The sequence below is a fragment of the Sorangium sp. So ce834 genome (assembly GCF_051521425.1).
Lineage (GTDB): Bacteria > Myxococcota_A > Polyangia > Polyangiales > Polyangiaceae > Sorangium > Sorangium cellulosum_D.
This window is the reverse complement of sequence record NZ_CP150351.1, coordinates 900,031-925,519: the sequence shown is the minus strand read 5'-3', so window position 1 is coordinate 925,519 and position 25,489 is coordinate 900,031. Positions and strand designations below refer to the sequence as shown.

Sequence of the window (25,489 nt, the reverse complement as noted above, 5' to 3'; positions counted from 1 at the left end):
GGCTCCGCTAGCGGGCGGCCTTCTTCGCCCCCGCGGTCACGAGGCCGGGGTCGAGGACCACGCCGCGGGCCCCGACGAACTCCGCGAACTGCTGGCCGATGTAGGTGAGCGCGTTGCCGTCGCTCTCGGAGAACGGCTTGCCGTCGAGGGGGTTGCCGATCTCGAGGAGGCCGAGGTAGCGGCCCGCGATCTCCACGGGCGCGCAGATGACGCTCCGGAGCTCGACGCCGATCGCGTTCCACCGGTCGTCGACGGCGCGCTCGTCCCTGGACGCGTCGGGCACCACGACGGCGCGCCTGGACCGCATGGCGGCGAGGGCGAGCGGCGCGCGCTCGGACAGCCTGGCGAGGAGCGCGCTCTTGCCGCCGTACTGCCGGACGACGACGAACTCGCGCCGGTTGATGTCGAACAGCGACACGAGCCCGAGGGCGCACGGGATCTTGTCGAGCGTGAGCGCGAGGATGAAGTCGGCGCCCGCGAGCGTGTCCTGGAGGAAATGCAGGTCGCTGCACGCCTCGAACAGCTCGGCGATGAGGTCGTCGCCGGAGAGGCGCCCGTTCCTCGGCGGGAAGGAGGAGCGCCTCCGCGGCGGCTGGCTCGGCGTGGGCGCGGGGATCTCGGCCGACGCCGGAGCGGCCTCGGGCCGAGGCAGCGCGCTCGGCGCGCCGGGCGGCGCGGCGGCAGAGGGCGACGCGTCGGCCAGCGGCGCAGCGGCAGAGGGCGACGCGTCGGCCGGCGGCGCAGCGGCGGAAGGCGACGCGTCGGCAGAGGGCGACGCGTCGGCCGGCGGTGCGGCGGCAGAGGGCGATGCGTCGGCAGCAGGCGCAGCGGCGGAGGGCGACGCGTCGGCCGGCGGTGCGGCGGCAGAGGGCGATGTGTCGGCAGCAGGCGCAGCGGCAGAGGGCGACGCGTCGGCCGGCGGTGCGGCGGCAGAGGGCGATGTGTCGGCAGCAGGCGCAGCGGCAGAGGGCGACGCGTCGGCCAGCGGCGCTGCGGCGGAAGGCGACGCGTCGGCCGAGGGCGAGCCCTCGACCGATGGCGTGGCGACCGGCGGCGCGACGGCCGAAGGCGACGCATCGTCCGGTGGTGCGGCGGCCGGCGGCGCGGCGGCAGGGGGCGACACGTCGGCCGGCGGCGCAGCGGACGCCGACGATACGTCGGCCGCCCGCGACGCTTCGGCGGGCGGCGCGGCGACCAGCAGAGACCCCTCGGTCGGCAGCGCGGCGGCCAGCAGAGACCCCTCGGTCGGCAGCGCGGCGGCCGGCGGCGCGGCGGCCGGCGGCGGCGAGGTGGCGCCGGTGCGCGGGCGGAACTGGATCTCGGGCTCCGCGGAGCGCCAGTCCTTCCAGGCGAGGGTCGCGAGCGGACCGCGCTGAGGCCGGCCGCGGAAGACGTGATCGAACACCGCGAGATGGATGAACTTGCCCGGACGCGCGTCGTCGATGAGCTGCCGTGCCTTCTCGAGCCGGTCGAGCAGCAATGCGCTGACGAGATCGCGCGGGGTGCCCGTCGGGACCGCATAGACGAGCTCTCGGTACGTGAGCGGCGAGCGCTCGGACGGGTTCTCCTCGCGCTGCGACACGAGCTCGAACGGCGGCAGCGCGCTCGGCTCCGGCGCGACGCCCCGCTCCGCCGCGGCGCCCAGCTCCGCCGCGGCGCCCCGCTCCGCCGCGGCGCCCCGCTCCGCCGCGGCGTCCCGCTTCGGCGCGGCGCCCCGCTCCACCGCGGCGTCCCGCTCCGCCGCGTCGCCGCCTTTGGCCGCCTGCGCCGCCGCGGCCGCAGGCTCCGACACGAGGAGCGCGGTCCCCATCGAGATGAACGGGACCGTGGCCGCCACCGGCCGTTTCCCCGGCAGACGAGCCCCCGCCGGGTCGGCGGGCCTGGGAGACGCTGCGCCGGCCGGCGGCGCGCCCGCCGGAGGGTCCGACCCGTCGGTCAGCGCCGCGTCGTCCGGCGCGCGCTGCACGACGTACCGCACGCGCGTCGCCGGATCGATCGCTCGGTAGCCGCTCTCGAGCAGGTCCACGGAGAAATTGTTGAGCGGCCCGCCATCGCCGCGGAGCGCCCGGGCCTTCTGCAGCGCGGGCTGCCACTGCGGGGCCTCGACGCACACCTTCCTGGTCGGCGGCGCGTTCTGGCCCAATGACGAGATCTCGACGAACCAACGCATCGTTTGCGGTTCCAATCCGCGCTGGCGCTGACTGGGTCGCGCGCTCTGGCGCGAACATCGTTCTACTCGACGCGCGCGAGAGGGGTCAACGCGCAGACCGCACGGAGAGCGCGCGGGCGCCTTTGGCGCAGGGTCCGAAATATTCTCAACCGCCGACCGGCAGGGAATATCCGCCCTGTCCTGAAGTCACCCGCGCACGGCGAGGCGCCGCAGCCGAATTCGCTCGGCCACTGAACGGCCGCCGGGTATTCCTGTAGAGGCGGGAGATCCCGGCTGTCGCGCCGCCGGCGGTATCGTGCGATGGAAGGGGCCACTCGGCCTCGGTCGCCTCCAGGTGATCCGCCGCGCTGTCCGGTCATCCGCTGTGCTGTCTGGAAGCGGGAGCCGCGTCGCACGTCCGCTCGCGAGAGGCGCGCGAGCGCGGCGCCGGCCGCGCCGGCGCCTGCGGCCCTCGGGGCGGGCTCAGGCCGTCCAGCCGAGCAGCCGTTCGCCGAGGGTGAGCAGGCCGAGCCACAGGGCCGCCGAGATCAACGGGGTCGCCGCTGCGAGCCACGGGCGGCTGCGCCGCGCCCGAATGGCCATCACGAGCAGCGCAATCCAGATCCCCCAGAGCGTCGCGACCGCCCAAGGCGGCGCGAGGAGACCGGCGAACGCGTAAGCCGGGCCGATCACCAGGTGGACGGCGATCCCGACCCAGGGGACGATCTGTGATGCTCGACGCTGCAACTCCACTCGTGCGCTGATCCACCCCGGAGGGCCCGCCACGCTCACTATCGCGTCCGCAGGATGATGTGGAAGCCGAACGCCGTCTCCACGGCCCCGCTCAGCGAGCCGACAGCGACCTTCTCCAGCGCCTGCTCGAACTCCACCACGGATGCGCGCGGGTGACGGGCACGGCGGCGCCGGCCTCCGGCTCGGGCGCCGCAGCGTGGGCCGGCGCCGCGGCGGGGATCGCAAGATCGACCGCCTGCGGGCGCGAGGCCGCCGGTGGCGCCGTGCCCGCAGGCGGTGAGCGGCTCGGGTCGCCTGCGCCATCGGCCCGCGCCGCACCGCGATCCGGCGCATCGGTCCGCGTCGCGCCGGGGGTCACCAGCACAAAAAAACAGAGCGCCCATTCGACGGCCGGGGGGGGGAGACCGTCACGGGCGCTCTGGCCTCTGCCCTAAGCAGGAGGCGGGCCAAGGTACATCTTTCTCGTTTTCGGGCACTTTCCCCATGAAAATGGCTTACGCCTTTCAATCCTGAAGCGGCCGCTTGCAAACGTGCTGGACAGAGCCGTGGGCTGCGGGCGTTCACCCGTCTGCCCGCCCCTCCCCCGCGCCGGCGCCCCTCGCGGACCGGGCTCCGCGGGCTCGGGCCGCGCGAAAGTCGTGTAAAAGAGCCGCGTGTCACCGTCCAGCGCCGAACCCGTGTCCTCCGCGCCGCCCGGAGGAGCTGCGCCTCCGTCTCGGCCGAGCAGCGTCTCCCCTGGCGACACGAACGCCGCGGCCTCGCAGGGCGCCGGTCCGGCAGCGCCCCCGGGCTGGCCCGATCGCGTGGTCGCCGCCTGGCCGCGCCTCGATCCGGTCCTGTTCGCCGTCTACGCGGGCGCGTGCGTGCTCTACGCCGCCGCCGCGTTCTACCGCGCGATGCACGAGCAGACGGGCGGCATGTGGTCGGCGCCGCTCGATGACGTGTTCATCCACTTCGACTACGCCCGCGCCGCGGCGCGCGGATACCCGTTCGAATGGTCCGAGGGCAACGGCTTCTCGAGCGGGAACACCAGCCTGAGCTATCCGTTCGTCCTCGCGCTCGGCTACCTCGTCGGCTTCCGCGGCCTCCTGCTGATGCAGTGGGCGGCGATCGTCGCCTGCGCCTCGACGCTCGGCTTCCTGCTCGTCGGCGCGCGGCTCCTCGAGCCGATCGGGCGCTGGGCGAAGTACCTGCTGCCGCCCGTGGCGCTCTCCATCGGCGCGCTCGACTGGTCGCTGTTCAGCGGGATGGAGAACGCCTTCCACCTCGGCGTCTGGGCCCTCGCCACCCTCGTCGCGCTCTCGGTCGCCGGCGCGGCCGCCGCGCCGCCGGAGCGCCTCGCCCGCCTCGGCTGGCTCGCCGGCCTCGCCGGGGCGCTCCTCTACGCCACCCGGCCGGAGTCGGTCGTCTGCGTCGCGGCCCTGAGCGTGTACGCGGCCGCGGCCGTGGGGCGGGCCCGCGGCGCGCGCGCCGCGATCGCGACGCTGCTCCGGATGTCGGTGCCCGGCGCGATCGCGTGCGTCGCCCAGGCGGTCGCCAACCGCGTGTTCACCGGGGAGTGGTCCGCGAGCGGCGCCATCGCCAAGCTCGCGCTGAACAACCCGTACATGACGTCCCAGGAAAAGTGGGACACCTACGAGTTCCTCGTCCGCTACGTCATCGCCCGCAACGCCAACCACCACTTCTCGGACGCCCTCCCCTGGGGTTGGCTCGTCCCCGCCCTCGCGCTCGTCCCCCTCGCCTCGCGCCGGACGCGCGGGATCGCGGCGCTGCTCTGGGTCCAGGTCGCCGGCTGGCTCGCGCTCGTCGCCCTGAACGGCCAGGTGCGCTGGCAGAACGAGCGCTACACGATGCCCGCGGTCGCCTGGCTGCTTGTGCTCGCGGCGATGGGGCTCGCGCTGCTCGTCGCGCGCGCCGCGTGGGCCGCGCCCGACGGCGGCGCTCCCGGCGGCCTCGCGGCCCGCCTCGGCCTCGCGGGCCGCGGCCTCTGGGCCGCGCGCGTCGCGCTCGCGCTCGCGCTCGCCGCGCTCTTCTGGGTCCACCAGCTGCCCAGGATGCGCGACCAGATCTGGTTCTTCGGCCGCGCGAGCCGCAACATCCGCGATCAGCACCTCGTCGCCGGCAAGGTCCTCGCGCAGCTCGACGTGCGCCGCGTCCTCGTCGGCGACGCGGGCGCGCTCCTCTACGCGTCGGACCGGCCCGGGCTCGACCTCATCGGGCTCGGCGGCTACCACGACCTCCCGTTCGCGCGCGCGGGCGTCCACGGCCTCGGCGCGTCGCTGGAGCTCATCGAGCGCATCCCCGCCGACGACCGGCCCGACGCGCTGGCCATCTACCCGACCTGGTGGGGCGAGCTCCCGGCCATCTTCGGCAAGCGGATCGTCGGGATCCCCGTCGTCGGGAACGTCATCTGCGGCGGCGCCGAGAAGGTCATCTACCAGGCCGACTGGAGCCCGCTCGCGCACGGCGAGCCGCCCGCGTCGATGCGCGCCGGCGAGCAGGTGCTCGACGAGCTCGACGTCGCCGACCTCGTGAGCGAGCGGGAGCACGGCTACGCCTTCCCGCGGCCGCAGGCCGGCTTCGTCAGCTTCAGCGTGCTGCCGGATCCGCGCGGATCCGGGCGCGATCGGTTCGACGCGGGGCGCGTCATCCCGGGCGGCAAGAGCGAGACGGCCCGCCTGCGCGCCCCGCGCGGAGGCCCGGGCCGGCTCGTGGTCCGCACCGCCGCGTCCCGCCCCGCCAAGATCCGCGTGACCGCGGACGGCCGCGAGCTCGGCCACCTCGCCGTCCGCGAGAGCGCCGGCTGGACCGAGGCGTCGATCGACCTGCCCGAAGGGCTGCCCGAGACGTTCACGCTCGCGCTCACGCCGGTCGAGGGAGAGTGGGTCGATCACCACGTCTGGGTCCTCGAGCGCGCCGCGCGCTTCGAGGCGCGCCCGCTCGCCGGGCCGTGACGTGCGCGCCGGCCTGCCCCGCGATCCCGCGCAGTGGATCGCGCTCGCGCTCTCCCTCGCCGCGCTGCTCGCCGGCGCCTGGCTCCTCCGCCGCGGCCGCTCGTCCGCCGCCGCGCGCCCCGGCCCCGCGCCCCCGCGCCCCGGCGCCGCGGGCCTCGATCCACCGCCGCGCCCCGGCCCCGCACCGCCCGGCCCCGCGGCGCGCCCCGGCGCGCCCCGCGGCGTCGCCGTCGCGGCGGCCCTCGGGCTCGCCGCGGCGCTGATCTCGGCCGCGTACGTCGCGGTCTACCTGCGGGGCGGCCCCCGGATCATCGACGCGACGAGCTACTGGCTCGAGGCCCGCGCCATGGCCGCCGGGCACCTCGCGTGGCCGCTCGGCGAGCCCGAGGCCTCCGTGCTCGGCCGCTTCCTCGTCCGCAGCGACGCCGCCGGCGACGCGGCCCGGCGCGGCGCGGCCGAGGTCGCGGTCATCTTCCCCCCGGGCTACCCCGCCCTCCTCGCGCTGGGCTTCCTCGCGGGCGCGCCGCTCGCGGTCGGTCCCCTGCTCGCCGCGGCGCTGACCCTCGCCACGTACGACCTCGCCGCGCGGTTCGCGCCGGCAGCCCCGGCCTCCGCCGGGAGCGGCGCGCGGCTCCCCCTCGCGCCGCTCCTCGCCGCGCTCTTCTCGGCGCTCTGCGCCGCGCTCCGCTACCACACGGCCGACACGATGTCGCACGGGCTCGCGGCCCTCTGCTTCACGGTCGCGCTCGCGTCGGCGCGCCGCGCGCTCGACGAGGCCGCCGCCGCGGCGGGCGCGCCGCGCTGGTGGCGCGATCCCGCCGTCCGCGCCGCCGCGCTCGCGGGCGTCGCGGCCGGCTGGCTCGCGGCCACGCGCCCGCCGAGCGCGCTCGCCCTCGCCGCGGCGCTCCTCGTGGCGCTGCTGCCGGAGCGCCCGCCGGGCAGCGCCGCGGCCGGCCCTCGCGACGCCGCGCCGCGCCCGTCGCCGCGGCTCGGGCGGCTCGCCGCGGCGCTCGCGATCGGCGCCGTCCCCGGCCTCGCGCTGCTCGCCGCGCACCAGCGCGCCGCGACGGGCGCCTTCGCGTCGTCGCAGGGCGCCTACTACGCCGTCTCCGACGGCCCGCCCGGCTGCTTCCGCTACGGCTTCGGCGAAGGCGTCGGCTGCCTCTTCGAGCACGGCGACTTCGTCCGGCACAACCTCGCGGAAGAATACGGTTTTCTGGCCGCCGCCGGCACGACGCTGCGCCGCCTGAAGCTCCACCTGGTCGACGCGCTCAACGCCGAGCCGCTCTCGCTGCTCGTGATCGCCGGCGCCGCGATCGCCCTCCGGCGGCCGCGCTCGCGCGCCCTCGCGATCGCGCCGCTCCTCCAGATCGCCGCCTACGCCCCCTTCTATTTCGACGGCAACTACCCCGGCGGCGGCGCTCGCTTCTTCGCCGACGTGCTGCCGGTGGAGCACGCCCTCGCCGCCCTCGCCTGCGCCGCGATCGCGGAGCGCGCGGGATCGCCGGCCGCGCGCGGCGGCCTCGCGGGGCGGCTCCGCGCGCTCCTCCCGGTGCCGTTCGTTCCAGCGGCGCTCTTCGCGGCGGCGCTCCCCCTCGCCGGCTTCGCCTTCCGCGCGGGCTTCGACCACGCCGCGCTCCGCGATCGCGAGGGCGGCCTGCCCATGTTCGATCCCGCCGCCGTCGCGCGCGCGGGCGTCGCGCGCGGCCTCGTGTTCGTCGACACGGACCACGGCTTCAACCTCGGCTTCGACCCCGCCCCTGGAGACGTCGCGGTGCTGCGCTACCGCGGCGACGCGATCGACCGGATGGCGTGGGAGGCCCGCGGCCGCCCCCCAGCCTACCGCTACCGCTTCGCGATCCCGGACGGCGGCGGCCTCGCCTCGGTCTCGCTCGCGCCGCTCGCCTTCGACGCCGCCCCGCCCCGCGAGGCCCTCATCGAGGGCGAGTCGCTGTGGCCGCCGCGCGCCCAGCGCGGCGCCTGGGCGGCGCCCGAGCACGCCGGCGGCACGTGCGCGTCCGGGGGGCGCCTCCTCGCCGTGCACGCGGCGGCGAGCGGCGAGGCCGTCGTCCGGGTCGGCCTGCCCGCCCCGTGGCTCCGCGGCGCCCGGATCAGCCCGCGCGTGGCGGTCTCGGGCGACGGCGCGGGCGAGCTGGTCCTCGCCGTCGACGGCGCCCCGATCCACGTCTGGCGGGTCGAGCCCGCCGCGCCGGGCGCCCCCGGCGCGCCGCTCACCTGCGCCGAGCTCCCGCCCCACCCGATCCCCGAGGACGCCGTCGGAATCGAGCTCTCCATCGCGCGCGCGAATGCGCGCCAGCACGGAAAGTTGCGGCGGGACGCGCGCGAGGCCCCGCGCGACGAGGCCGGCGCCGCCGCGCCGACGGCCGCGAATGCCGCGCGGATCCGCGTCGGGACCGCCGCTGAGAGCGCTCCGGGAGGCCCGGGCGGCCCCGCGGCCGGAGGCCTCTTTGCGCTCGACGCGGTCGCGGTCGCGGGCGGGAATTCGGTTGACCGCTAGTCCCGTAACATGCGAGCTTTTCATAGGATTCTGTTGTCATGCGGCTCCTGGACCGGCGCATCTCCCGGAGCCCTGCGGTGGAAAGCGGCAAGTCGGGCGCCGGCGGCGGTCCGCTCGGGTGGGGGAGGTGGACCAATGACGAAAAGCGAGCTCATCGACGCGATCGCGGGACGGGGAGAGCTCACCAAGGCTCGAGCCGAGCTCGTGGTGAACTGCGTCTTCGACGCGATGACGCAGGCGCTCCAGCGCAACGAGGGCATCGAGATCCGCGGCTTCGGCAGCTTCACGGTCAGGCCTTACAAGCCGTACAGCGGCAGGAACCCTCGCACGGGCCAGCCCGTGCCCGTGCCCGCCAAGCGGCTCCCGTTCTTCAAGGTCGGCAAGGAGCTCAAGGAGCTCGTCAACGCGAGCCGCGCATACGCCATCTCGGGCGATGACGACGACGAGGACGACGAGGACGAGGACGCCGACGACGAATGAGGCGACGCGCCGGCGACGCCCATGATATCGCCGGCGGCGTGACGCGCCCGCGCACGCCCGCGACGTCGTCGATGTCGGCGACGTCGATGTCGACGCGGGCCGTGCGCCGCGCGCGGCGGGACACGCTCGCCCCCCTGGCGGGCAGTTCCGCTGCGCGGTAGAAGCGGGGCCCCATGGTCCCCGCCGAACGTCAGCTCGAGATTCTCTGCAAGGGTGCCGTCGACCTCCATGTCCGCGCCGAGCTCGAGGAGCGGCTCCGCGAGGGCAAGCCGCTGCGCGTCAAGGCCGGCTTCGACCCGACCCGCCCCGACCTCCACCTCGGCCACACGGTGGTCATGCAGAAGATGCGGGAGTTCCAGGACTTCGGGCACGCCGTCATCTTCGTGGTCGGCGACTTCACGGCGATGGTCGGCGATCCGACCGGCAAGAACGAGCTGCGCCCGCGGCTCTCGCGCGAGGAGGTCGTCGCCGCGGCCGAGACCTACCAGGCGCAGGCGTTCAAGGTCCTCGACCGGAACAAGACCGTGGTCCGCTACAACTCCGAGTGGCTCAACAAGCTCGATCCGACGCAGATGATCGAGCTCTGCGCGAAGTACACCGTGGCCCGCATGCTCGAGCGCGACGACTTCAAGAAGCGCTACGAGGAGGCGCGGCCCATCTACGTGCACGAGTTCATGTACCCGCTCCTCCAGGCCTACGACTCGGTCGAGCTCGAGGCCGACATCGAGCTCGGCGGCACCGATCAGCTCTTCAACCTGCTCGTGGCGCGCGACCTCATGCCCCGCTACGGCAAGCGCGCCCAGATGGTGATGACGATGCCGCTCCTCGAGGGCACGAACGCGCGAATCGAGGACGGCAAGGTCGTGGGCCCGAAGATGTCGAAGAGCGCGGACAACTACGTCGGCATCACCGAGCCGCCGTTCGACATGCTGCAGAAGCTGATGCTCGTCGATGACGGGGTCATCTGGCGCTACATGGAGCTCCTGTCGTCGCGCCCGCCCGAGGAGGTCGCCCGCCTGCGGGAGGCGGTCGTGCGCGGCGAGGAGAGCGTCATCGCGGTGAAGGAGCTCTTCGCGCAGGAGATCGTCGCCCGCTTCCACTCGGCCGACGACGCGCGCGCCGCCCTCGAGCGGCGCCGCAGCGTCGCGGCCGGCGGCCTGCCCGAGGTCGTCGAGGAGCTCCACGTCGCGAGCGACCGCGACGCGATCCCCATCGGCAAGGCGCTCGCGCTGGCCGGGCTCGCCAAGTCGACCTCCGAGGCGCTCCGCCTCGTGAAGGGCGGCGCGGTGCACCTCGACGGCGAGGTGATCAAGGACGACCAGCTCAAGCTCGAGCGTGGGAAGCGATTTCTGGTCCGCGTCGGCTCGAAGAACCGCCGCTTCGCCTACCTCGTCGTTGGCTGACGCGCCCGGGCGGGGGCTCGGCCGCCGCGGCGCGCTCGGCGGCGTCCTGGGCTGCGTCCTCGGCCTCGCGCTGCCGTCGTGCGGCGGCGCGCCGCGGCCGCCCGCTCGGCCGGGCCCGCCGCTGCCGCCCCTCGGCACGGCGGACCTCACGCGCCTCTTGCCGCAGGCGGGGCTCCGGTGGCTCGTCCTGGTCCGGCCCCGCGAGATCGCGACCGTGCCGTGGCTCATCCCCTCGATCGCGCTCGTGGCGCCCGAGGAGAACCTGGCCCGGCACGCTCGCGCGACCGGCATCGACCTGCGGCAAGTGCGCGAGGCCGCGATCGCGTCGTACGCGGGCGCGTCGGGCGAGGCCAGGTTCTACGTGGCGCGTCACAGCGGCGATCCCCGGACCATCGAGCGCCTCTTCCGACAGAGGCTCACGGGCAAGGAGCGGCGGGCGCTCGATCGCCCGGACGTCGTGCGCGTGATGGGCGACATCGGCACGGCGCCGCACGCGCTGGTGCTCCTCGGCGAGGACGTGGTCGGCGTGCAGGACGGCGGCAGCCCGCAGCGCGGGCCGGCGCGGGTGGCGTCGCTGTACGCGCTCGGCCGCCTGAAGCGCTCGCCGACGGCGCTGTCGGAGGGCCCGCTCGCGGCGCTCGCGGCCCGCTTCGGCCCGGCGCCCGCGCGCGCGTTCGCGCCGGGCCCGTTCGACGGGGAGCTCGCCCGCGGCGCGCGCGGCCTGCTCGCGGCGGCGACGGCCGTGGGCGCGGCCGCGAGGCCGAGCGCGCGCGAGGGCATCGCGCTCGCGATCGCGGTGGCGGGCGATTTCTCGACGAGCGGCGCGGCCGCCTCGGAAGAGCTGCTCGCGGCGTGGGAGGAGCTCGCGCACGGCTCGTTCGGCCACCTGCTCGGGCTCGACGCGCCGGTCGAGCCGCCGCTCGCGACGCACGCGGACGACGCGGTGGCCGTCGCCGTCGAGCTGGACCCGCGCGCGCTCGCCCGGGGGCTGGCCGCGGCGACGGGCGCGAAGGTCGAGGAGATGCTTCGATAGGCGCGGCCGCGCCTCGCCGGTAAACCTCATCGGAGCCATGCCCACCACGACCAGCGGCTACTTCCTGCAATGCGCCTCGCGCGGCACGCTCGAGCTCGTCGTGCCCGCCGCCGGGGCGCCGTTCGGCGTCGAGCACCACCGCCGCGAGGACGCCGCCGGGCCGTGGCGCCACGCGGCGACGTTCGCCGCGGACCTCGGCCCGGTCGGCGCGGTGGCGCTCATCCAGAGCAACTTCGGCGATCCGGGCCACCTCGAGGCGGTGGTGCGCGCCGGGGATCGGCTGGCCGCGCTCTGGTGCGCGCCCGCGCGCGAGCCGTCGTGGAGCGCGCCGCGCTTCTTCGCGGAGGGCGCGGCCGGCGACCCCGCCCTGATCCAGGGCGCCTCCGGCGGCCGGGGGAACTTCGAGCTCGTGGTGCCGCACGCGCGCGGCGGGATCGCGCACTACCACCGCGACAACGACACCGCGGAGCTCGGCTGGCACGGCCCGGCGATCTTCGGCGCGGAGCTCGGGCGGTTCGAGGCGGTCGCGATGGTCCAGCGCGGCGCCGGCGCGCCCGGCGCGCCGGGCGATCTCGAGGTGATCGCGCGCATCGGCGATCGCCTCGTGATGTTCCGGCGCCCTCCCGGGGCTGCGTGGCAGGGTCCCGAGGAGGTGGTCTCCGGGGTCCGGGGGACGCCGGCGCTCTTCCGGAGCGCGCCCGGCGGAGAGGGCGCGCTCGAGCTGTTCGCGCCGCTCGCGGGCGTGGGGCTCGCGTGGTGGCGTCGCGGCGACGGCGCCCCGGGCGCGCGCTTCCGCGGGCCGACGGTGTTCGCCACCGCGCTGGGCCGGTGTGAGGCGGTGTCCGTCATCGAGAGCCGCCCGCTCGCGCGGATAGAGCTCGCCGTGCGCGCCGAGGGGCAGATCGTCCACCTTGCGCGCGACGGCGAGCTCTGGTCGCGGCGCGCGGTGCTCCGCAGCGGGCTCGCTGCGGCGGACGCGCCCTCTCCGGCTGGGCCGGAGCCGCCGGCGTCTGCGGCCCCGCAGCCGCCCGCGTCCGCGACGCCGCAGCCGCCCGCGGCCGCGGCGCCGCAGCCGCCCTCGCCCGCCCCCGCCCCCGCAGCGCCGCGCCCCGCCAGCGCTGCGCCGCAGCTGCGCGCCGGGCCGCACCGAGCGGGGTTCCGGCGCATCGGCGCGCTCTCGCTGTCGGAGGACGCCCGCTACCCCGACACCTGGCCGTTCCAGGGCGCCCTCTACCGCTGCCCTGCGCAGGGCGCCGCGCTGCTCTACTACCCCGCGTCGGCGGACGGCGAGGAGGCGCCGCTCTCGCCGGGAGGTCCGTTCCCGGTCATCGCGATCGCCCACGAGCGACGCCTCCCCACGAGCTCCGTCACCGCTGGTGCTGGGTCGCCGGCCGGCATCGGCCAGGATTATCGCCAGCTCGCGGGCGTCATGGCGCACCTCGCGCGCTGGGGCTTCGTCGTCATCGCGCCCGATCTCTCGTGGCTCGCCCCGGACGACGCGCCGCTGCGCCGCGCCGCGGTCCTCCGGGACGCGCTCGCGCACCTCCGGGCCGGCTCGCGAGGCCCGCTCCTGGCCGACTTCGACCACGTGGGCGCCCTCGGCCACGGGCTCGGCGCGCAGGCCGCCCTCGCGCTGGCGCTCGATCCCGCGTGCCCGTTCCATGTCCGCGCCCTCGCGCTGCTCGCGCCGGCGGGCGAGCCGGAGGGATCCCCGCCCATCGACGCGCTCGCGCCTCGCCCGGTGCTCGTCGTCCGCGGCACCGCGGATCCGATCTCCGCCTCGGTCCCGGCGACGCTCTACGGCCGCGCGCGTGCGCCCAAGCACCTCGTGACCCTGCCGGGCGCGAGCCACTTCGGCTACACGACGTCGCTCGGCCTCGCCGAGCCGCTCGACGGCCCTGCCGAGCTCCCGCGCCGCGAGCAGCAGGCGATCGCGATGGGCTACCTCGCCGCGTTCTTCAGCGGCTATCTCCGGGATGCGCGGCGGTGCCTCGACGCGCTCTCGGGCAAGGAGTCGCTCGAGGGGCTCGAAGCGAGGGAGATCCCGGTGAGCGCGGAGACCGCTGGCCGCGGCGCTGGACTCTAGGGCTGGCCGCGCGGCGCGCCGCCGGCGCCGCCGCCGGCGCCGCCGCTCCTCGTGGAGGGGCCGCTCGTTCGTCGGGCGCAGGCGGCCGGACGATCGAGCGGCGCGATGCTACTTTCGAGCACGTGTTCCAGCTCGGCGGCCTCGTCGTCACGCTCGTCAACGCGCTCCTCGGCCTGCTCGTCTGGCGGCGGCTCCGCGCGGCGTTCCCGCGGCACGGAGCGCTGCTCGACGGGCTGTGCGCCGCGGGGCTGCTGCTTGTCGCGCACCCGGCGCTGCTCATGACCGTGGCGAGCTGGCCGGGGCTGCGCGCGCTCCAGCGCCACGTGCCCGAGCCGGTGTCGCTGATCGCCATGGGCGCTCAGGTGGCCCTGCTGATGTACGGGCTGCTCCTCGCGATCGCCGCGACCGCGGCCGCGGCCGTCCGGGCGCTTCGCTGCGGCCGAACGGCCCCGAACGCCGGGGCGGTCATGGGCGCTCAGGTCGACACGAACGCTCGGGCCGATTCAGCCGCTCAGGCCGATTCAGCCGCTCAGACCGCCAATGCTCCAGCCGCTCAGGCCAGCTGCGCTCCCGGAGAAGCCGAGACCGGACCGGAGCCCGTCGACGAGACCCGCCGTCGGCTCGTCGTCGGCGCGTCGTGGGCGCTGCCGGCGGCGGCCGTCGCGGTGTCGATGGGCGGCGTGCTCGCCTCGCGACAGCGTCCGGTCGTGGTGAGGGTCGCGCTGCCCGTGCGGCGCGAGCTGACGAGCCTCCATGGCGTCACCATCGCGCAGCTCAGCGACGTGCACGTCGGCAGCTTCATGGACGCGGAGCGGCTCGACGAGCTCCGCGACGCAATCAACGCGGTCCGCGCCGACATCCACGTCATCACGGGCGATCTGCTCGATCACCACGTCTCCCAGCTCGAGCTGTCCACGCGGCTGCTCCGGGGCCTGCGCCCCGCCCGGGGGCAGCTCTTCTTCTGCATGGGCAACCACGAGTACATCGCCGCGCGCTCGGCCAGCATCCCGGCGATCGTGAAGGGCCTCGAAGAAGCGGGCGCCCAGGTGCTCGTCGACGAGGCGCGCGAGGTCCGCCTCGGCGGCGATCGCCTGTGGATGGGCGCGATCGATTACCCGAGCCGCGCGCGCCCTGGAGAGCCCGCCCGGCGCCCGACGGCCGACGGGCTGGCCCGCGCGCTCGGGCAGATGCAGGACGACGGCGCGCCGCGCGTCCTGCTCAGCCACCACCCGGGCACGTTCCGCGCGGCGCGCGAGCTGCCGTTCGACCTGATGCTGTCCGGCCACACGCACGGCGGGCAGATCTCGCTGGGCCGGATCGGCGATTACGCCCTCACGCCGATGCTGCCGGCCGGGCTTTACCACAACGGCCTTTACGAGCACCGCGGCCGGCGCCTCCACGTCAACGCGGGCGCCGGCGGCTGGCTGCCGGTGCGCATCAACTGCCCGCCGGAGATCACGCTCGTCGAGCTCGTGCCCGCCTGACGCATCGGAGCACGCCGAACGCGGGCTCCGTGTGGACGCGCTCGGCGTCCTGGGTGAAAGTGAGGACCATGGCACAAGCCGCGGCGCGCACGGGCCTTTCGCCCCAGGAATACCTGGCTTTCGAGCGTTCCTCGCCGCTCCGCCACGAGTACGCGGACGGCGAGATCTTCGCCATGGCAGGCGGCACGCTGGAGCACAGCGCGGTCGCCGCGAACGTCATCGGCGAGCTGCGGAGCGCGCTCCAGGGTCGAGGATGCCGTGTGCTCACCTCCGACATGCGCATCAAGATCGCCGCGACGCGCCGCTACGTGTACCCCGACGGCGCGGTCGTCTGCTCGCGCCCCGAGTTCGAGGACGAGCAGCGCGACACGCTCCTGAACCCGCGCCTCGTGGTCGAGGTGCTCTCGGACTCGAGCGAGGCCTACGATCGCGGAGAGAAATTCGCGCAGTACAGGACCCTGCCGTCGCTCGAGGAGTACGTGCTCGCGTCCCAGAAGGCGCCGCGAATCGAGGTCTTCACACGCCAGCCGGACGGGGCCTGGCTGCTCCGAATCCACGGGCCGGGCGAGCGCGCGGCGCTCTCGTCCCTGGGCTGCGCGCTCGACGTCGACCGGGTGTACCTGGACGTCTTCGATCAGGGCGCGACGGGCGACGGGCCGCCGGCCGCGCCCTGACCGCGGCGGAGCGCCCTCCGCGCGCGGCCGCGCCGGCTACAGCGTCACCTCGAACGGCGCGCGCGCGAGCTCCTCGCCCGTCTCCGACCGCACGACGGCCGTCCACTCCCCCGCCTTGCGCACCCCGCGCGTGAAGGCCCACGTCCGCCAGCGCGGCGACGGCCCGACCCCGAGCGTCACGTTGCCGACCGGGGCCCCGCCGTCCGGCGGAACGAACGCCACCGTCACCTCGCCCTCCGCGTCGCCGCGATTCTCGATCTCCAGGAAGGCATAGAGCCGCTCCGTCTCCGGCGCGCGGAACGTCGTCCCCGGCGCCACCGGCTCGCGGTCCTTCACCCCCTCCGCGAGCACCAGCCGCTTCACCTTCAGCTCCGCCGCGCCACTCCCCTTCTCCCTGCCCGCCTTGCCGCCCTTGCCCGCCGCGGCGCTCGCGTCCGGCGCCGGCGCCGCCGCCGTCACCGCCGCGGCCGGCGGGCTCGCGGGCGGCGCCGCCGCGGCGACCACCGGCTCGGGGCACTGCGCCACCGCGGGGCTCGCGGCGGCGGCCGCCGCCGGAGGCCGCGCGTCGTGACGCTCACCGCAGCCAGCGAGCGAAACCGCGCAAAGCACCAGAAACGTCATCCGTCGTGCCATCCTCGTAGCCATCGAAGCACTCCTCCGTGTTCCGGGGCGTCCCCGTCTCGCCGTCGATATGGCAAGGCGCGGACCGCTGCTGATCCATCGGAATCATTGAGGATTTCTCCGGCCACTGTGGTCGCCGGGCCGCGCCCTGTGTGTCCGGCGCGACGGCCGGACCGCGCCGCCGCCGGAGACCACGTCGAGAGGCTCACCCGCCCGACTTCCCTCCTCCGGCCGGGTCGATCCCGTCGGCGCGCATCCTCTCCGCGCTCGCCGGCCCCGCCACGGTGCCGGCCGGGTGCGCGTACCAGCCGGAGGGATCCGCCGTGTCCGGCGCGTCGCGGACCTTCAGGAGGGTGAACATCCCGCCCATGTCGATGTACGAGAACGGCCCGGCCCCGCCGCGCATCGGCAGGCTGTTCGCGGGCATGGGCATGGGCATCTCGCCCATGCCGCCCATCCCCGTGGTCCCCATCGTCATGTAGTCGGGCATCACGCGGCTCATCCGGCGATCGAGCGCGCGGGTGTCGGCGCCGACCATGTTCGGGAGGCCGTGGCCCATCTGCATCATCGTGTGATGGGTCATGTGGCAGTGCACCGCCCAGTCGCCCGGCTCCTCGGGGACGAACTCGATGACCCGCGTGCTGCCGACCGGGACGAGGACCGTGGTCTCCGGGTACTGGGCGGACTCGGGGACATACCCGCCGTCGGTCGCCGTGACCTGGAACCACAGGCCGTGCAGGTGGATCGGGTGGTGATCCATGGGGCCGAGGTTCCCGAGGCGGATGCGCACGCGCTCGCCGCGGCCGACGAGGAGCGGCGCCGTCGCGGGGAACGCCTTGCCGTTGAACGTGAGGACGTTGAAGTCGCTCATCGCGTTCGGATCGGGCCGGCGCGCCCCGGCGTTGATCTTCCACTCGTGCGTCATCAGCACGAAATCCCTGTCCACGCGCGGGCCGCGGGGCCTCTTCGGGTGCACGACGAACATCCCCACCGCGCCCAGCGCGATCTGGGTCATCTCGTCGAAATGCGAGTGATACATGTACGTCCCCGGATACCGCGCGACGAACTCGTAAACATACGTCTCGCCGGGCGGGATCGGCCGCTGGTTGAGCCCGGCGACTCCATCCATGCCGTTCGGCACCACGAGCCCGTGCCAGTGGACCGTGGTGGGCTCGGGCAGCCTGTTCGTCACGTAGATGCGCAGGCGATCGCCCTCGACCGCCTCGATGGTCGGGCCGGGCGTGCTGCCGTTGTAGCCCCAGACCTCGCACTTCAGGCCAGGCGCGAACTCGTGCTCGAGGGGGCCCGCGACGAGGTGGCCGACCTTCACGCCGTCCACCGCCCGCAGCGGGAGCGTGCTGCCGTTCGGCGTCACCACGGCGGGCTGCCCCCCGGGCGCCGCGATCCGGCGGGGCGCCGGCGCCGCGGCGCCGGGCGGCGCGGCCGGGCGCTCCTGGGCGTGCGCGAGCCCGCGCGTGAGCAAGGCGGCGCCGGCGGCCAGGCCGCCCGCGTGAATGAACGAACGTCGATCCATGTCAGTGCCCTCCTTCGCCCGTGCCCGTGGTCCTCGGCATCGCGGCGGGCGCCTCCGCCCCCGCCGCCTCGACGCGGCGCCCCGAGAGGAGCGCGTCGAACGCCGCCTTCGCCGTCCAGTGCTCGCGCAGCGCCTCGACCGCCGCGAGCTCGGCGTCGAGCTGCTCGCGGCGCGCCGAGAGCAGCTGGAAGACGCCGACCTGCATCGCGTTGTACTGGAGCAGCGTCTGCTCCAGGACCCGCTTGCGCGCGGGGAGGACGACGCGCTCGTAGTGCCGCGCCCGCGCGTGCGCGGACACGAGCCGGTTCCGGGCGTCGCGGACCGCCGAGCGGACGTCGACGGCGCGCCCGTGGTAGCGCTCGAGCTGGCTGTCGAACTCCGCCGTCTGCGCGGCCTCGGCGCCGCCCCGCCGGTTGAAGATCGGGAGCGCGACGCGGAGCCCGGCGCCGAGGACCCACGGGTGCCCGTCGACCTCGCCGCGCTCGGGGAGCTCCCGCTCGCCGCGCACGCTGATCGACATGTCCGGCACCCAGCCCTCGGCGCGCAGGGCGCCGGCCCGGCCGGCCGCGGCCTCGAGGCGGCTGCGCAGCTCCGCGAGCTCGAGGCTCGCCCGCACGGCCTGCGTCTCGGCGCGCGCGGGCGTCGCGATCGCCTCGGGCGCCGACGGGAGCGCGCCGGCGATCGTCCACGCGGTCGCCGCGCCCGAGAGGCCGAGCAGCCGGTGGAGCCGCTCGCGCTGCGTGAGGAGCTCCAGCTCGATCTGCGCGGCCGTGACGCGCGCCTCCTCGTAGCCCGCCTCCTGGGTCGCCACGTCGAGCTCCGGGACGTTGCCCGCCGCGAAGAGCGCGCGGGCGGCGTCGCGCGCGGCGGCGAACGCGTCGAGCGCGCGGTTCGCGATGCCGAGGCGCTGCTCCGCCGCCTGCGCGGCGTAGAACGCGGCGCGCACCTGGTAGCCGAGCTCGATGACGGCGCCGGCGGCGCGGAAGCGCGCCGCCTCGTGCTCCGAGCGCGCGGCCCGCGCGCGGAGCGGCGACAGGAGCGCCGAGGTCAGGTCGATCTCGACCGCGAGCTCGACGTGCGTGTGCTCGAGCCCCTCCTGCCGCGGCGTGACCTCGACCTCGATCTCCGGGTTCGGCAGCGCGCCCGCCTGCTCGAGCTGGCCCCGGGCGACGCCGACCTCCTTGAGGGCGGCGCGCAGCTCGCGGTTGTTGAGCAGGGCGAGCCGCACCGCGGCGTCCGCGGTGAGCGGCCGTCGCGACGCCTGGCCGAGGGCGCGCGCGTCGCCGGCGGGCTCCGGATCGACGGCATCGGACGTCGCGCTCGGCGGGAGCTCCGCGCCGGAGAGCGCGCGGATCCGCGCGATGTCGGCGGCGGCCGAGGGGGCGCCGCAGCCGGCCGCGGCCGCGGAGAGGAGGGCGAGGGCCGCCGCGCGCGGCGCGAGGCGCGCGGCGCGCGGGCGCGAGCGACGGGGTTCAGTGGGCATGCGCGGGCTCCTTGGGCCTGGGCAACGCCTGGCCGGCCGGCGGCGCCGGGGCCGGCGCGGCGCCGGGGTCGTGGTGCTGGTGACCGCTCGGCGCCGTCGGGGCCGGCGCGGCGCCGGGGTCGTGGTGCTGGTGACCGCCCGGCGCCGTCGGGGCCGGCGCGGCGCCGTGGTGATGGTGGTGGTGATGCTGGTGAGGATCGGCGCCGGGCGCCGACGCGGGCTCGAGCCCGACCCAGCCGGCGGTGGGCTCTCCGGGCAGAGGAGGGTCCTCCGCGAGGGCGACGCCGATCCGCGGCGAGGGAGCCTCCGCGGCCTGCGGTGAGGCGGCAGACGATGCGGGGAAGCTCGCGGGAACGCTGCGCGGCGCGCAGCCGGCGAGCGCAACGACGAGCATCAGCAGGGCGTTCGGCCCGGCGAGGTGACGTGGTTTCATGGAAGCCGCTCCAGCATCGGCGAGCGCCATCACTTGCGGGGCTCGACGACGATGACGCCCCGTAGCATGTTCATGCCGCATTTGAACTCGATCTCTCCAGGGCTCAGCGCGGGAAGATCGATCACCACCGGCACGTTCGTCGGCAGCTCGCGCCGGATCCCGAGGGAAGCGAACACGACCTCGCGCGAGCACGGCGAATAGTCCCGCCGGACCAGCTTCAGGCGGACCCGCTCGCCCTCGGTGACGACGATGCGGCTCGGCTTGTAGCCGCCGTCCACCGCGATCTCGATCTCGCGGACGGTCTGGGGCGATGGGGTGGGCGCCTCCTCGGCCGCGGCGCTCGACACGAGCAGCGAGGGGGCGAAGAGCGAGGCAGCAAACAGACCGGAGACGACCAGGAGACGCGTCATGACCAGGGGTCCCTTCGTTCGGGGTTGTACCTGGCGGACGCGCACGCTCCGGCGGCATTACACCGCCTTCGATCGGATTCGTTGGCTGCCAGTCCGGAGTCTCATGGCTCAGCCTGCCCGGTGGCGTGTTCGGGTGTCCCGCCCGTCGTCGAGCCGGCCAGCCCGGACATGGGCGCTCTCGCGTGGTGACCCGGGGAGCTGCCCACGTCGAGGCTAGGCGTGGATGTACACGAGCGTCCCGCCCTTGTCGTTGAACGCGGCGTGCCAGCCCTCGGGGACGGGGGGATCGGTCCACTCGAACAGCCACGCGGCGTCGGCGGGCGAGAGGTTCACGCAACCGCTGCTCCGCACCTTGCCGAACGCGTCGTGCCAGTAGACGCCGTGCAGCGCATAGCTGTTGTGGAAGTACTGGACATAGGGCACGTCGCGCAGATCGACCGACGTCTCGCTGAGATCGTCGCCGTCCATCGTCGCCGTGACGTGCTTCTCGCGGACGAAGAACGTGCCCTGCACGGTCGCGCTCGTGGTCGTCGGGTCGGCGAGCTCGCCCCTGCCCGTCGACACCAGGGTCGCGAAGACGGGGCGCACGCCCTCGTAGGCGACGAGCATCTGGAGCTCGATCGAGATGTCGATCCACTTCCGGCCGCGCGCCGCGTGCCCCCAGAAGTCGCGGCCCAGCCGCGCGACGCGCAGCGCGGACGCGGGGATCCACGCGCCCGCGTCCGTCTCGACGTAGGCCCCGCCGGCGGCCGTCTTGCCCGTGAGCACCCAGCCGGACCGGTACGGCGCCCAGGCGTCCGGCTTGAGCTCGCCCGAGGCGTCCGGCTTCAGCATGCGCACCCCGTGGTGCATGACGAACGCGGGGGTCCCCTCGGTCTTCACCTCGACGCCGCGCATCGCCGTGGGGACGACGGCCGAGGTGCGGTCGATCGGGATGAGATCGAGCTCGGTCGTCAGGCCGAAGCGCCGCCCGGTCCACGCGAAGGTCGAGATCAGGCCGAAGGCCGAGTCGGCCCGCGCGCGCCCGCGGTGCGCGGGGAAGCGGACCTTCTCGGCGGCGCCGAACGGCTTCGGCAGGTCGCGGCGGCTCGCGAAGAACGGCGTGAGCGGCTCCGGCTCGCCGAGGAGCGCCTCGTCGCGGAGGGACCACGCCGGGGTGGCCTGGCCGCGCGAGCGCCCCTCGACGCGCCGCTGCTCCGCCTCGCTCGGCAGGTGGACATAGAGGTGCGGCGGCGGCTTCCGCGACACGACGTAGCGGTAGGGATACGGCTGCCCGCGGCGCGGGCCGGCCGGCGTGGCGGCGACGATCTCGTGATTCAGGTCGAGCGAGGCGCCCTTGCCGACGCACACGAAGCCGCGGGGGTGCACGGCGTACCACCCGCCGGGGCACCCCGCGTCGCCCGACGGCGCCGCCGCGCGCTCGATGACCGCGCCGGCCCGCAGGTAGCCCAGCTTGGCGGCGCCGCGCTCGGGCGCGGCGTACACGAACGTGCGCATCGCGATGCTCGCGAGCTTGTCGCCGCGCCCGGGGCGCAACGCCTCCCGGGTCGCCGCGGGCTCGGCCTCGCCGCCGGCGTCGAGGGCGGCGAGCAGCTCGGAGGCGCCCGAGTCGGCCGGCGGCTGCTCGGGGGCCGCCGGCAGCGCGGCGGCCGAGCGCCCCGGCGGCTCCTCGCCCGGGCCGCAGGCGGCTGCGAGGGCGGACGCCGCGAGCGCCATCGCGCGGAGCGACCTACCCGGGCCACCGCGATGCCGCGCGCGCGTTTCCAGGAAAGAGCAAGCCATCATCGACGACGGGCCTCGTCTAGCTCAGAGGCCGCCCGCCGGCCAGAGGGCGTCGGCGCACGGCGCGCCGCCGCGCTGCGCGTGCGCCGAGCTCGAGCGGACCGAGCAGCTCGGTGACTGGCTCCGCTGCCAGCCCGCGTCTCCCATCGTGTGCTGGAGCTGGGGGGCCCGACAGCATGCTATCGAGCAGATCCGCAACCCGAACGCCGAATGTTAACGATAACATATATGATGTGACCAGTCCGCGCGCGGCTATCCGCGACCTGGACTTGTGCGCACTGGTGCGCAGCGGAGGCCGGCCCCGGCGCGCGTGTACCCCCATGATCTCGGCTCGTACGAGCCCATTGGTTCCTGGGGAGGCACCGCCGCGGAGCCCTCGCGCAGGACCACCTCGGTCTCGACCACGACGCTCGACCAGGACCGCCGGTCGCTCGCGATCTGCGCGAGCGCTGGGTGGAGTCGCTGATGTCGAGCTCGGAGGAGCCCTGGCGAGCTCGTAGCCGGAACGCGCGCAGGAGTCGCCGCGCAGAGGAGGCGATATCTCGGCGCCGGCGGCTCCAGCGTTGAGCCGAGCGGGACCGCGGCGACGACGGTCCGGCGCCGGCTCTTCTTGACGCGGCGCTCCGGACGCGACCCGCCAGCCTTGTCCCTCGGTTTGAGAACAGTCGCCGGCCGGCTGATTGGAATTGACGCCCTCGAATGTTAACGTTAACAATATGGTCCTGCGGGGTACCGCCTTGTCTTGAAGGGAGAAGGAATCCCAAGCGCATGGAAACGTCAGGCCCCACCTGACTGCGCTGCCTGGCCGGCAGAGCGTCCTCCGTGCGATCCGGTCCCCCCTGGAAGAGCGACGCTATCTCAACAGGTCGTCCATGCATCCAAGGCGCCGCCCTCACGCCGCCGCCTGCGGGAGTTCGTCCAAAGTTGCCCCCGCGAAGGAGCGTTCCTGGCGAGGTCAGAGCCGGCGCAAACGGCTGAAATCGCGGCGATCCGCTATCAAATCCGTTGTTCGCGAGGAGTCATGCGAAGCTTAATCAATCGATATTTTTACGTGGCACTGATCGGCCTCATACCGCTCGGCGGCGCATGCTCGGACGGGCCCGACCCCGCCCCCGATCCGGGTACCGGCGGCACGGCGACCAACGCCGCTAGCACGACCGGCGTGGGAGGCGGCGCGGGCGGCGCGGGCGGCGCGGGCGGCGCGGGCGGCGCGGGCGGCGGGACCGGAGGCCAGGGAGGCGACGACCAACTCGTCTGCCCGCCCGCACCTGCAGAGACCGGGGCTTATGCTGTCGACGCGACCGGCGTCACCTTCACCTTGGGAGACGGTCTGCTGAAACTGGAGGTTTGCAACGAGAGCACCATCCGGGTCCAGTACACCACCGCCGCTTCGCTCCCCGACAAGATCTCTCTGTCCGTCAACAACAAGTGGGACACACGGAGCTTTTGCGTCGAGGAAGATTCGGGGGTCGTGACCATCACCACCACACGCATGAAGGCCAATGTCGACATGGCCAGCGGCTTGGTCAGCTATGCCGACTTGAACGGCAACGTCATCTTGTCGGAAGACAGCAAGGCCGTGACCCCCGCGACCGTCGAGGGGGTCAGCACGAACCGCGTCAAGACCGTCTTCAAATCGCCTCCTGATGAAGCCCTGTTTGGCCTTGGTCAGCACCAGGACAGCGTGATGAACCGCAAGGGCACCAAACGACGCATCATCAACGCCAACACGGAGATCAACGTTCCGGTGTTGGTGTCCAACAAGGGCTACGGAATCTTCTGGGACAACTACTCCAGCTCGGAGTTCGACGGGACCGATTCCAACAACACGAAGTACAGCTATTCGTCCGAAGCGGGCGAAATGGTGGACTACTATTTCTTCTATGGCCCGAGCATCGACCAGGTCGTCGCCGGTTACCGCACCGCGACCGGCGCAGCCCCGATGTTCCCGAAATGGGCTTACGGGCTCTTCCAGTCGAAGGACAAGTACGGCAGCCAGTCCGAGCTGCTGAGGGTCAAGGACGGCTACCGCGACAACAACATCCCGCTCGACTGCATCGTTCAAGACTGGGACTACTGGACCCCGTACGCGTGGGGCTCCCATCTCATGGATGAGAGCCGCTATCCCAATCCAGCGTCTCTCATCACCCAGATGCATGAAGACAACGTCCATACGATCATATCGATCTGGCCGTTGTACCAACGCGTAAACACGGAGAGGAAGGCGGGAGAGCTGGACAACTATCGCGCGCTCGACGAAATTGGAGCGCTGTACCCCAGCGGCGGCTCACACCATTTCTATGACACCTTCAACCCCGCCGCCAGAGCGCTGGTGTACCAGCAGATCCATGATCGCCTGCTGGGGCCGCATGGCTGGGACGGCATCTGGGCCGACAACACCGAGCCGCAGGGCTATCCGGACCCCGTCAACGTGCGGGCGGCCAGCACCGCGCTCGGCAAGGGGGCGCTGTACGTGAACGCTTATCCCCTGCAACACTCCGCGGGGTTGTACGAGCACTGGCGTGCCATCGGCCCGAAAGGGAAGCGAGTCTACAACCTCACCCGAAGCGCCTTTGCCGGCCAGCAGCGATACGCCACGACGTGCTGGTCGGGAGACATCAACAGCGATTTTGCGACCTATGTCAAGCAGATCCCTGCGGGGCTCAATTTCTCGCTCGCGGGGATGCCCTACTGGACCACGGACATCGGCGGGTACTGGGGCCACAACGTGAACTGGAGCACCAGCGCGAACAATGAGCTCTTCACCCGCTGGTTCCAGTATGGCGCGTTCTCCCCGATCTTCCGGATCCATGGAGGCGGGTCGAGGGAGCTGTACAGCAACAGCTGGAGCGCCGCCACCAAGGCCAACCTCCTCAAAATCGACAATCTGCGCTATCGGCTGATGCCTTACATCTACTCATTGGCATGGAAGGTGACCAGCGAAGGCTACACCATCATGCGGCACCTGGTCTTCGACTACCCCAACGATGAGAAGGTGTTCAATATCAAGGATCAGTTCCTGTTCGGTCCATCCTTCCTGGTCAATCCAGTGACCGCCGCGGGCGCCACCAGCCGCTCCGTCTATCTCCCCGCGGGGACCTGGTACAATTTCTGGACAGGCGCGACGACGAACGGCGGGAGCACGGCCACGGTCCCCGCGCCGCTGAGCGAGCTGCCGCTCTTCGTCAAAGCGGGCTCGATCGTCCCCATGGGTCCCAACATTCAGTACGCGACGCAGAGCATCGACCCGCTGGAGATCCGGATCTACAAAGGTCAAGACGGGTCCTTCACCCTGTATGAAGACGAGGGCGACAGCTATGATTATGAGGATGGGCAATACTCGCAAATCCCGCTCACGTGGGACGAGGCCACCCAGGACTTGACCATCGGCGCAAGGGAGGGGAGCTATGACGGGATGCCGGCCACCAGGACGTTCAAGATCGTGTGGGTAGGCGAGGGTCATGGCGCCGGCATCGACGTCACCGCCGCTGCAGATCAAACGGTCACGTACAACGGCTCGAAGGTGGTCGTGAGCGCAGACTGAGCGACGGCCCGCACCTCCCCGACACCTCGCGGCCTTGCGTCGACGCTCGGGCAGACGGATGCTCCACCGACCAGGCCGCTGGATGGCCAGCGCGCCCGCCGCCGCGGGCGTGCCGGCGGTCGCCGTGGTCGCACCGTGAGCAGCGAAA

18 protein-coding genes are annotated in these 25,489 nt (G+C 74.0%); 9 read left to right on the top strand and 9 right to left on the bottom strand.

The features are described 5' to 3' along the window. Positions 1 to 7: 7 nt before the first annotated feature. The 3 genes from WMF20_RS03485 to WMF20_RS03475 all read right to left on the bottom strand — a co-directional run bounded on the left by WMF20_RS03485 (position 8) and on the right by WMF20_RS03475 (position 3,042). The gene (locus WMF20_RS03485; protein WP_437610654.1) at positions 8 to 2,170 is read right to left on the bottom strand and encodes a GAF domain-containing protein; all 2,163 of its coding nucleotides are present in this window, start codon (positions 2,168 to 2,170) and stop codon (positions 8 to 10) included. A gap of 462 nt (positions 2,171 to 2,632) precedes the next feature. Further along, the gene (locus WMF20_RS03480; RefSeq protein WP_129572999.1) at positions 2,633 to 2,902 is read right to left on the bottom strand and encodes a hypothetical protein; all 270 of its coding nucleotides are present in this window, start codon (positions 2,900 to 2,902) and stop codon (positions 2,633 to 2,635) included. Between the two features lie 38 nt (positions 2,903 to 2,940). After that, positions 2,941 to 3,042, bottom strand: a complete 102-nt coding sequence (locus WMF20_RS03475) for a peptidylprolyl isomerase (protein WP_165373769.1) — start codon at positions 3,040 to 3,042, stop codon at positions 2,941 to 2,943. Positions 3,043 to 3,555: 513 nt separating this feature from the next. Here WMF20_RS03475 and WMF20_RS03470 point away from each other — a divergent pair. From WMF20_RS03470 to WMF20_RS03435, 8 genes are all read left to right on the top strand, one after another. After that, a complete protein-coding gene (locus WMF20_RS03470) occupies positions 3,556 to 5,856 on the top strand; it encodes a hypothetical protein (RefSeq protein WP_437610651.1) in 2,301 nt (766 codons plus the stop codon). 1 nt (position 5,857) lies between these two features. Beyond that, positions 5,858 to 8,374, top strand: coding sequence for a hypothetical protein (locus WMF20_RS03465; protein ID WP_437610649.1), 2,517 nt, complete (start codon positions 5,858 to 5,860; stop codon positions 8,372 to 8,374). Positions 8,375 to 8,509: 135 nt separating this feature from the next. Beyond that, complete coding sequence (locus tag WMF20_RS03460; RefSeq protein ID WP_437610647.1) at positions 8,510 to 8,854, top strand: HU family DNA-binding protein; 345 nt, start codon at positions 8,510 to 8,512, stop codon at positions 8,852 to 8,854. 173 nt (positions 8,855 to 9,027) lie between these two features. Continuing rightward, entirely contained in the window at positions 9,028 to 10,257 is a 1,230-nt protein-coding gene (tyrS, locus tag WMF20_RS03455) for a tyrosine--tRNA ligase (RefSeq protein ID WP_437610645.1), read from the top strand. After that, on the top strand, positions 10,250 to 11,290 hold the full coding sequence (locus tag WMF20_RS03450; RefSeq protein WP_129572994.1) for a hypothetical protein: 1,041 nt from the start codon (positions 10,250 to 10,252) through the stop codon (positions 11,288 to 11,290). The genes tyrS and WMF20_RS03450 overlap by 8 nt, the downstream gene beginning before the upstream one ends. Before the next feature lie 37 nt (positions 11,291 to 11,327). Next, positions 11,328 to 13,376, top strand: coding sequence for an alpha/beta hydrolase (locus WMF20_RS03445; protein ID WP_437610643.1), 2,049 nt, complete (start codon positions 11,328 to 11,330; stop codon positions 13,374 to 13,376). Positions 13,377 to 13,498: 122 nt separating this feature from the next. After that, positions 13,499 to 14,860: a metallophosphoesterase gene (locus tag WMF20_RS03440; RefSeq protein ID WP_437610641.1), complete on the top strand. Its 1,362-nt coding sequence runs from the start codon at positions 13,499 to 13,501 to the stop codon at positions 14,858 to 14,860. A gap of 68 nt (positions 14,861 to 14,928) precedes the next feature. Beyond that, entirely contained in the window at positions 14,929 to 15,534 is a 606-nt protein-coding gene (locus tag WMF20_RS03435) for a Uma2 family endonuclease (protein ID WP_129572991.1), read from the top strand. Positions 15,535 to 15,570: 36 nt separating this feature from the next. Here the strand turns inward: WMF20_RS03435 and WMF20_RS03430 are convergent, their stop codons facing one another. The 6 genes from WMF20_RS03430 to WMF20_RS03405 form a co-directional block, all read right to left on the bottom strand. Continuing rightward, complete coding sequence (locus WMF20_RS03430) at positions 15,571 to 16,155, bottom strand: DUF2914 domain-containing protein (protein ID WP_437610639.1); 585 nt, start codon at positions 16,153 to 16,155, stop codon at positions 15,571 to 15,573. A 205-nt stretch (positions 16,156 to 16,360) separates the two neighbouring features. Beyond that, on the bottom strand, positions 16,361 to 17,689 hold the full coding sequence (locus WMF20_RS03425; protein WP_437610637.1) for a multicopper oxidase family protein: 1,329 nt from the start codon (positions 17,687 to 17,689) through the stop codon (positions 16,361 to 16,363). A gap of 1 nt (position 17,690) precedes the next feature. Beyond that, complete coding sequence (locus WMF20_RS03420) at positions 17,691 to 19,172, bottom strand: TolC family protein (RefSeq protein WP_437610635.1); 1,482 nt, start codon at positions 19,170 to 19,172, stop codon at positions 17,691 to 17,693. Then, entirely contained in the window at positions 19,162 to 19,605 is a 444-nt protein-coding gene (locus WMF20_RS03415; protein ID WP_437610633.1) for a hypothetical protein, read from the bottom strand. The genes WMF20_RS03420 and WMF20_RS03415 overlap by 11 nt, the downstream gene beginning before the upstream one ends. Before the next feature lie 29 nt (positions 19,606 to 19,634). Further along, positions 19,635 to 20,015 carry a cupredoxin domain-containing protein gene (locus tag WMF20_RS03410; RefSeq protein ID WP_437610631.1) on the bottom strand — a complete coding sequence of 127 codons (381 nt, stop codon included), beginning with the start codon at positions 20,013 to 20,015 and terminating at the stop codon, positions 19,635 to 19,637. A 213-nt stretch (positions 20,016 to 20,228) separates the two neighbouring features. Continuing rightward, positions 20,229 to 21,731, bottom strand: coding sequence for a L,D-transpeptidase (locus WMF20_RS03405; protein WP_437610629.1), 1,503 nt, complete (start codon positions 21,729 to 21,731; stop codon positions 20,229 to 20,231). Positions 21,732 to 22,818: 1,087 nt separating this feature from the next. Between WMF20_RS03405 and WMF20_RS03400 the strand changes: the two genes are divergently transcribed. Continuing rightward, the gene (locus WMF20_RS03400; protein ID WP_437610627.1) at positions 22,819 to 25,341 is read left to right on the top strand and encodes a glycoside hydrolase family 31 protein; all 2,523 of its coding nucleotides are present in this window, start codon (positions 22,819 to 22,821) and stop codon (positions 25,339 to 25,341) included. Positions 25,342 to 25,489: the final 148 nt, after the last annotated feature.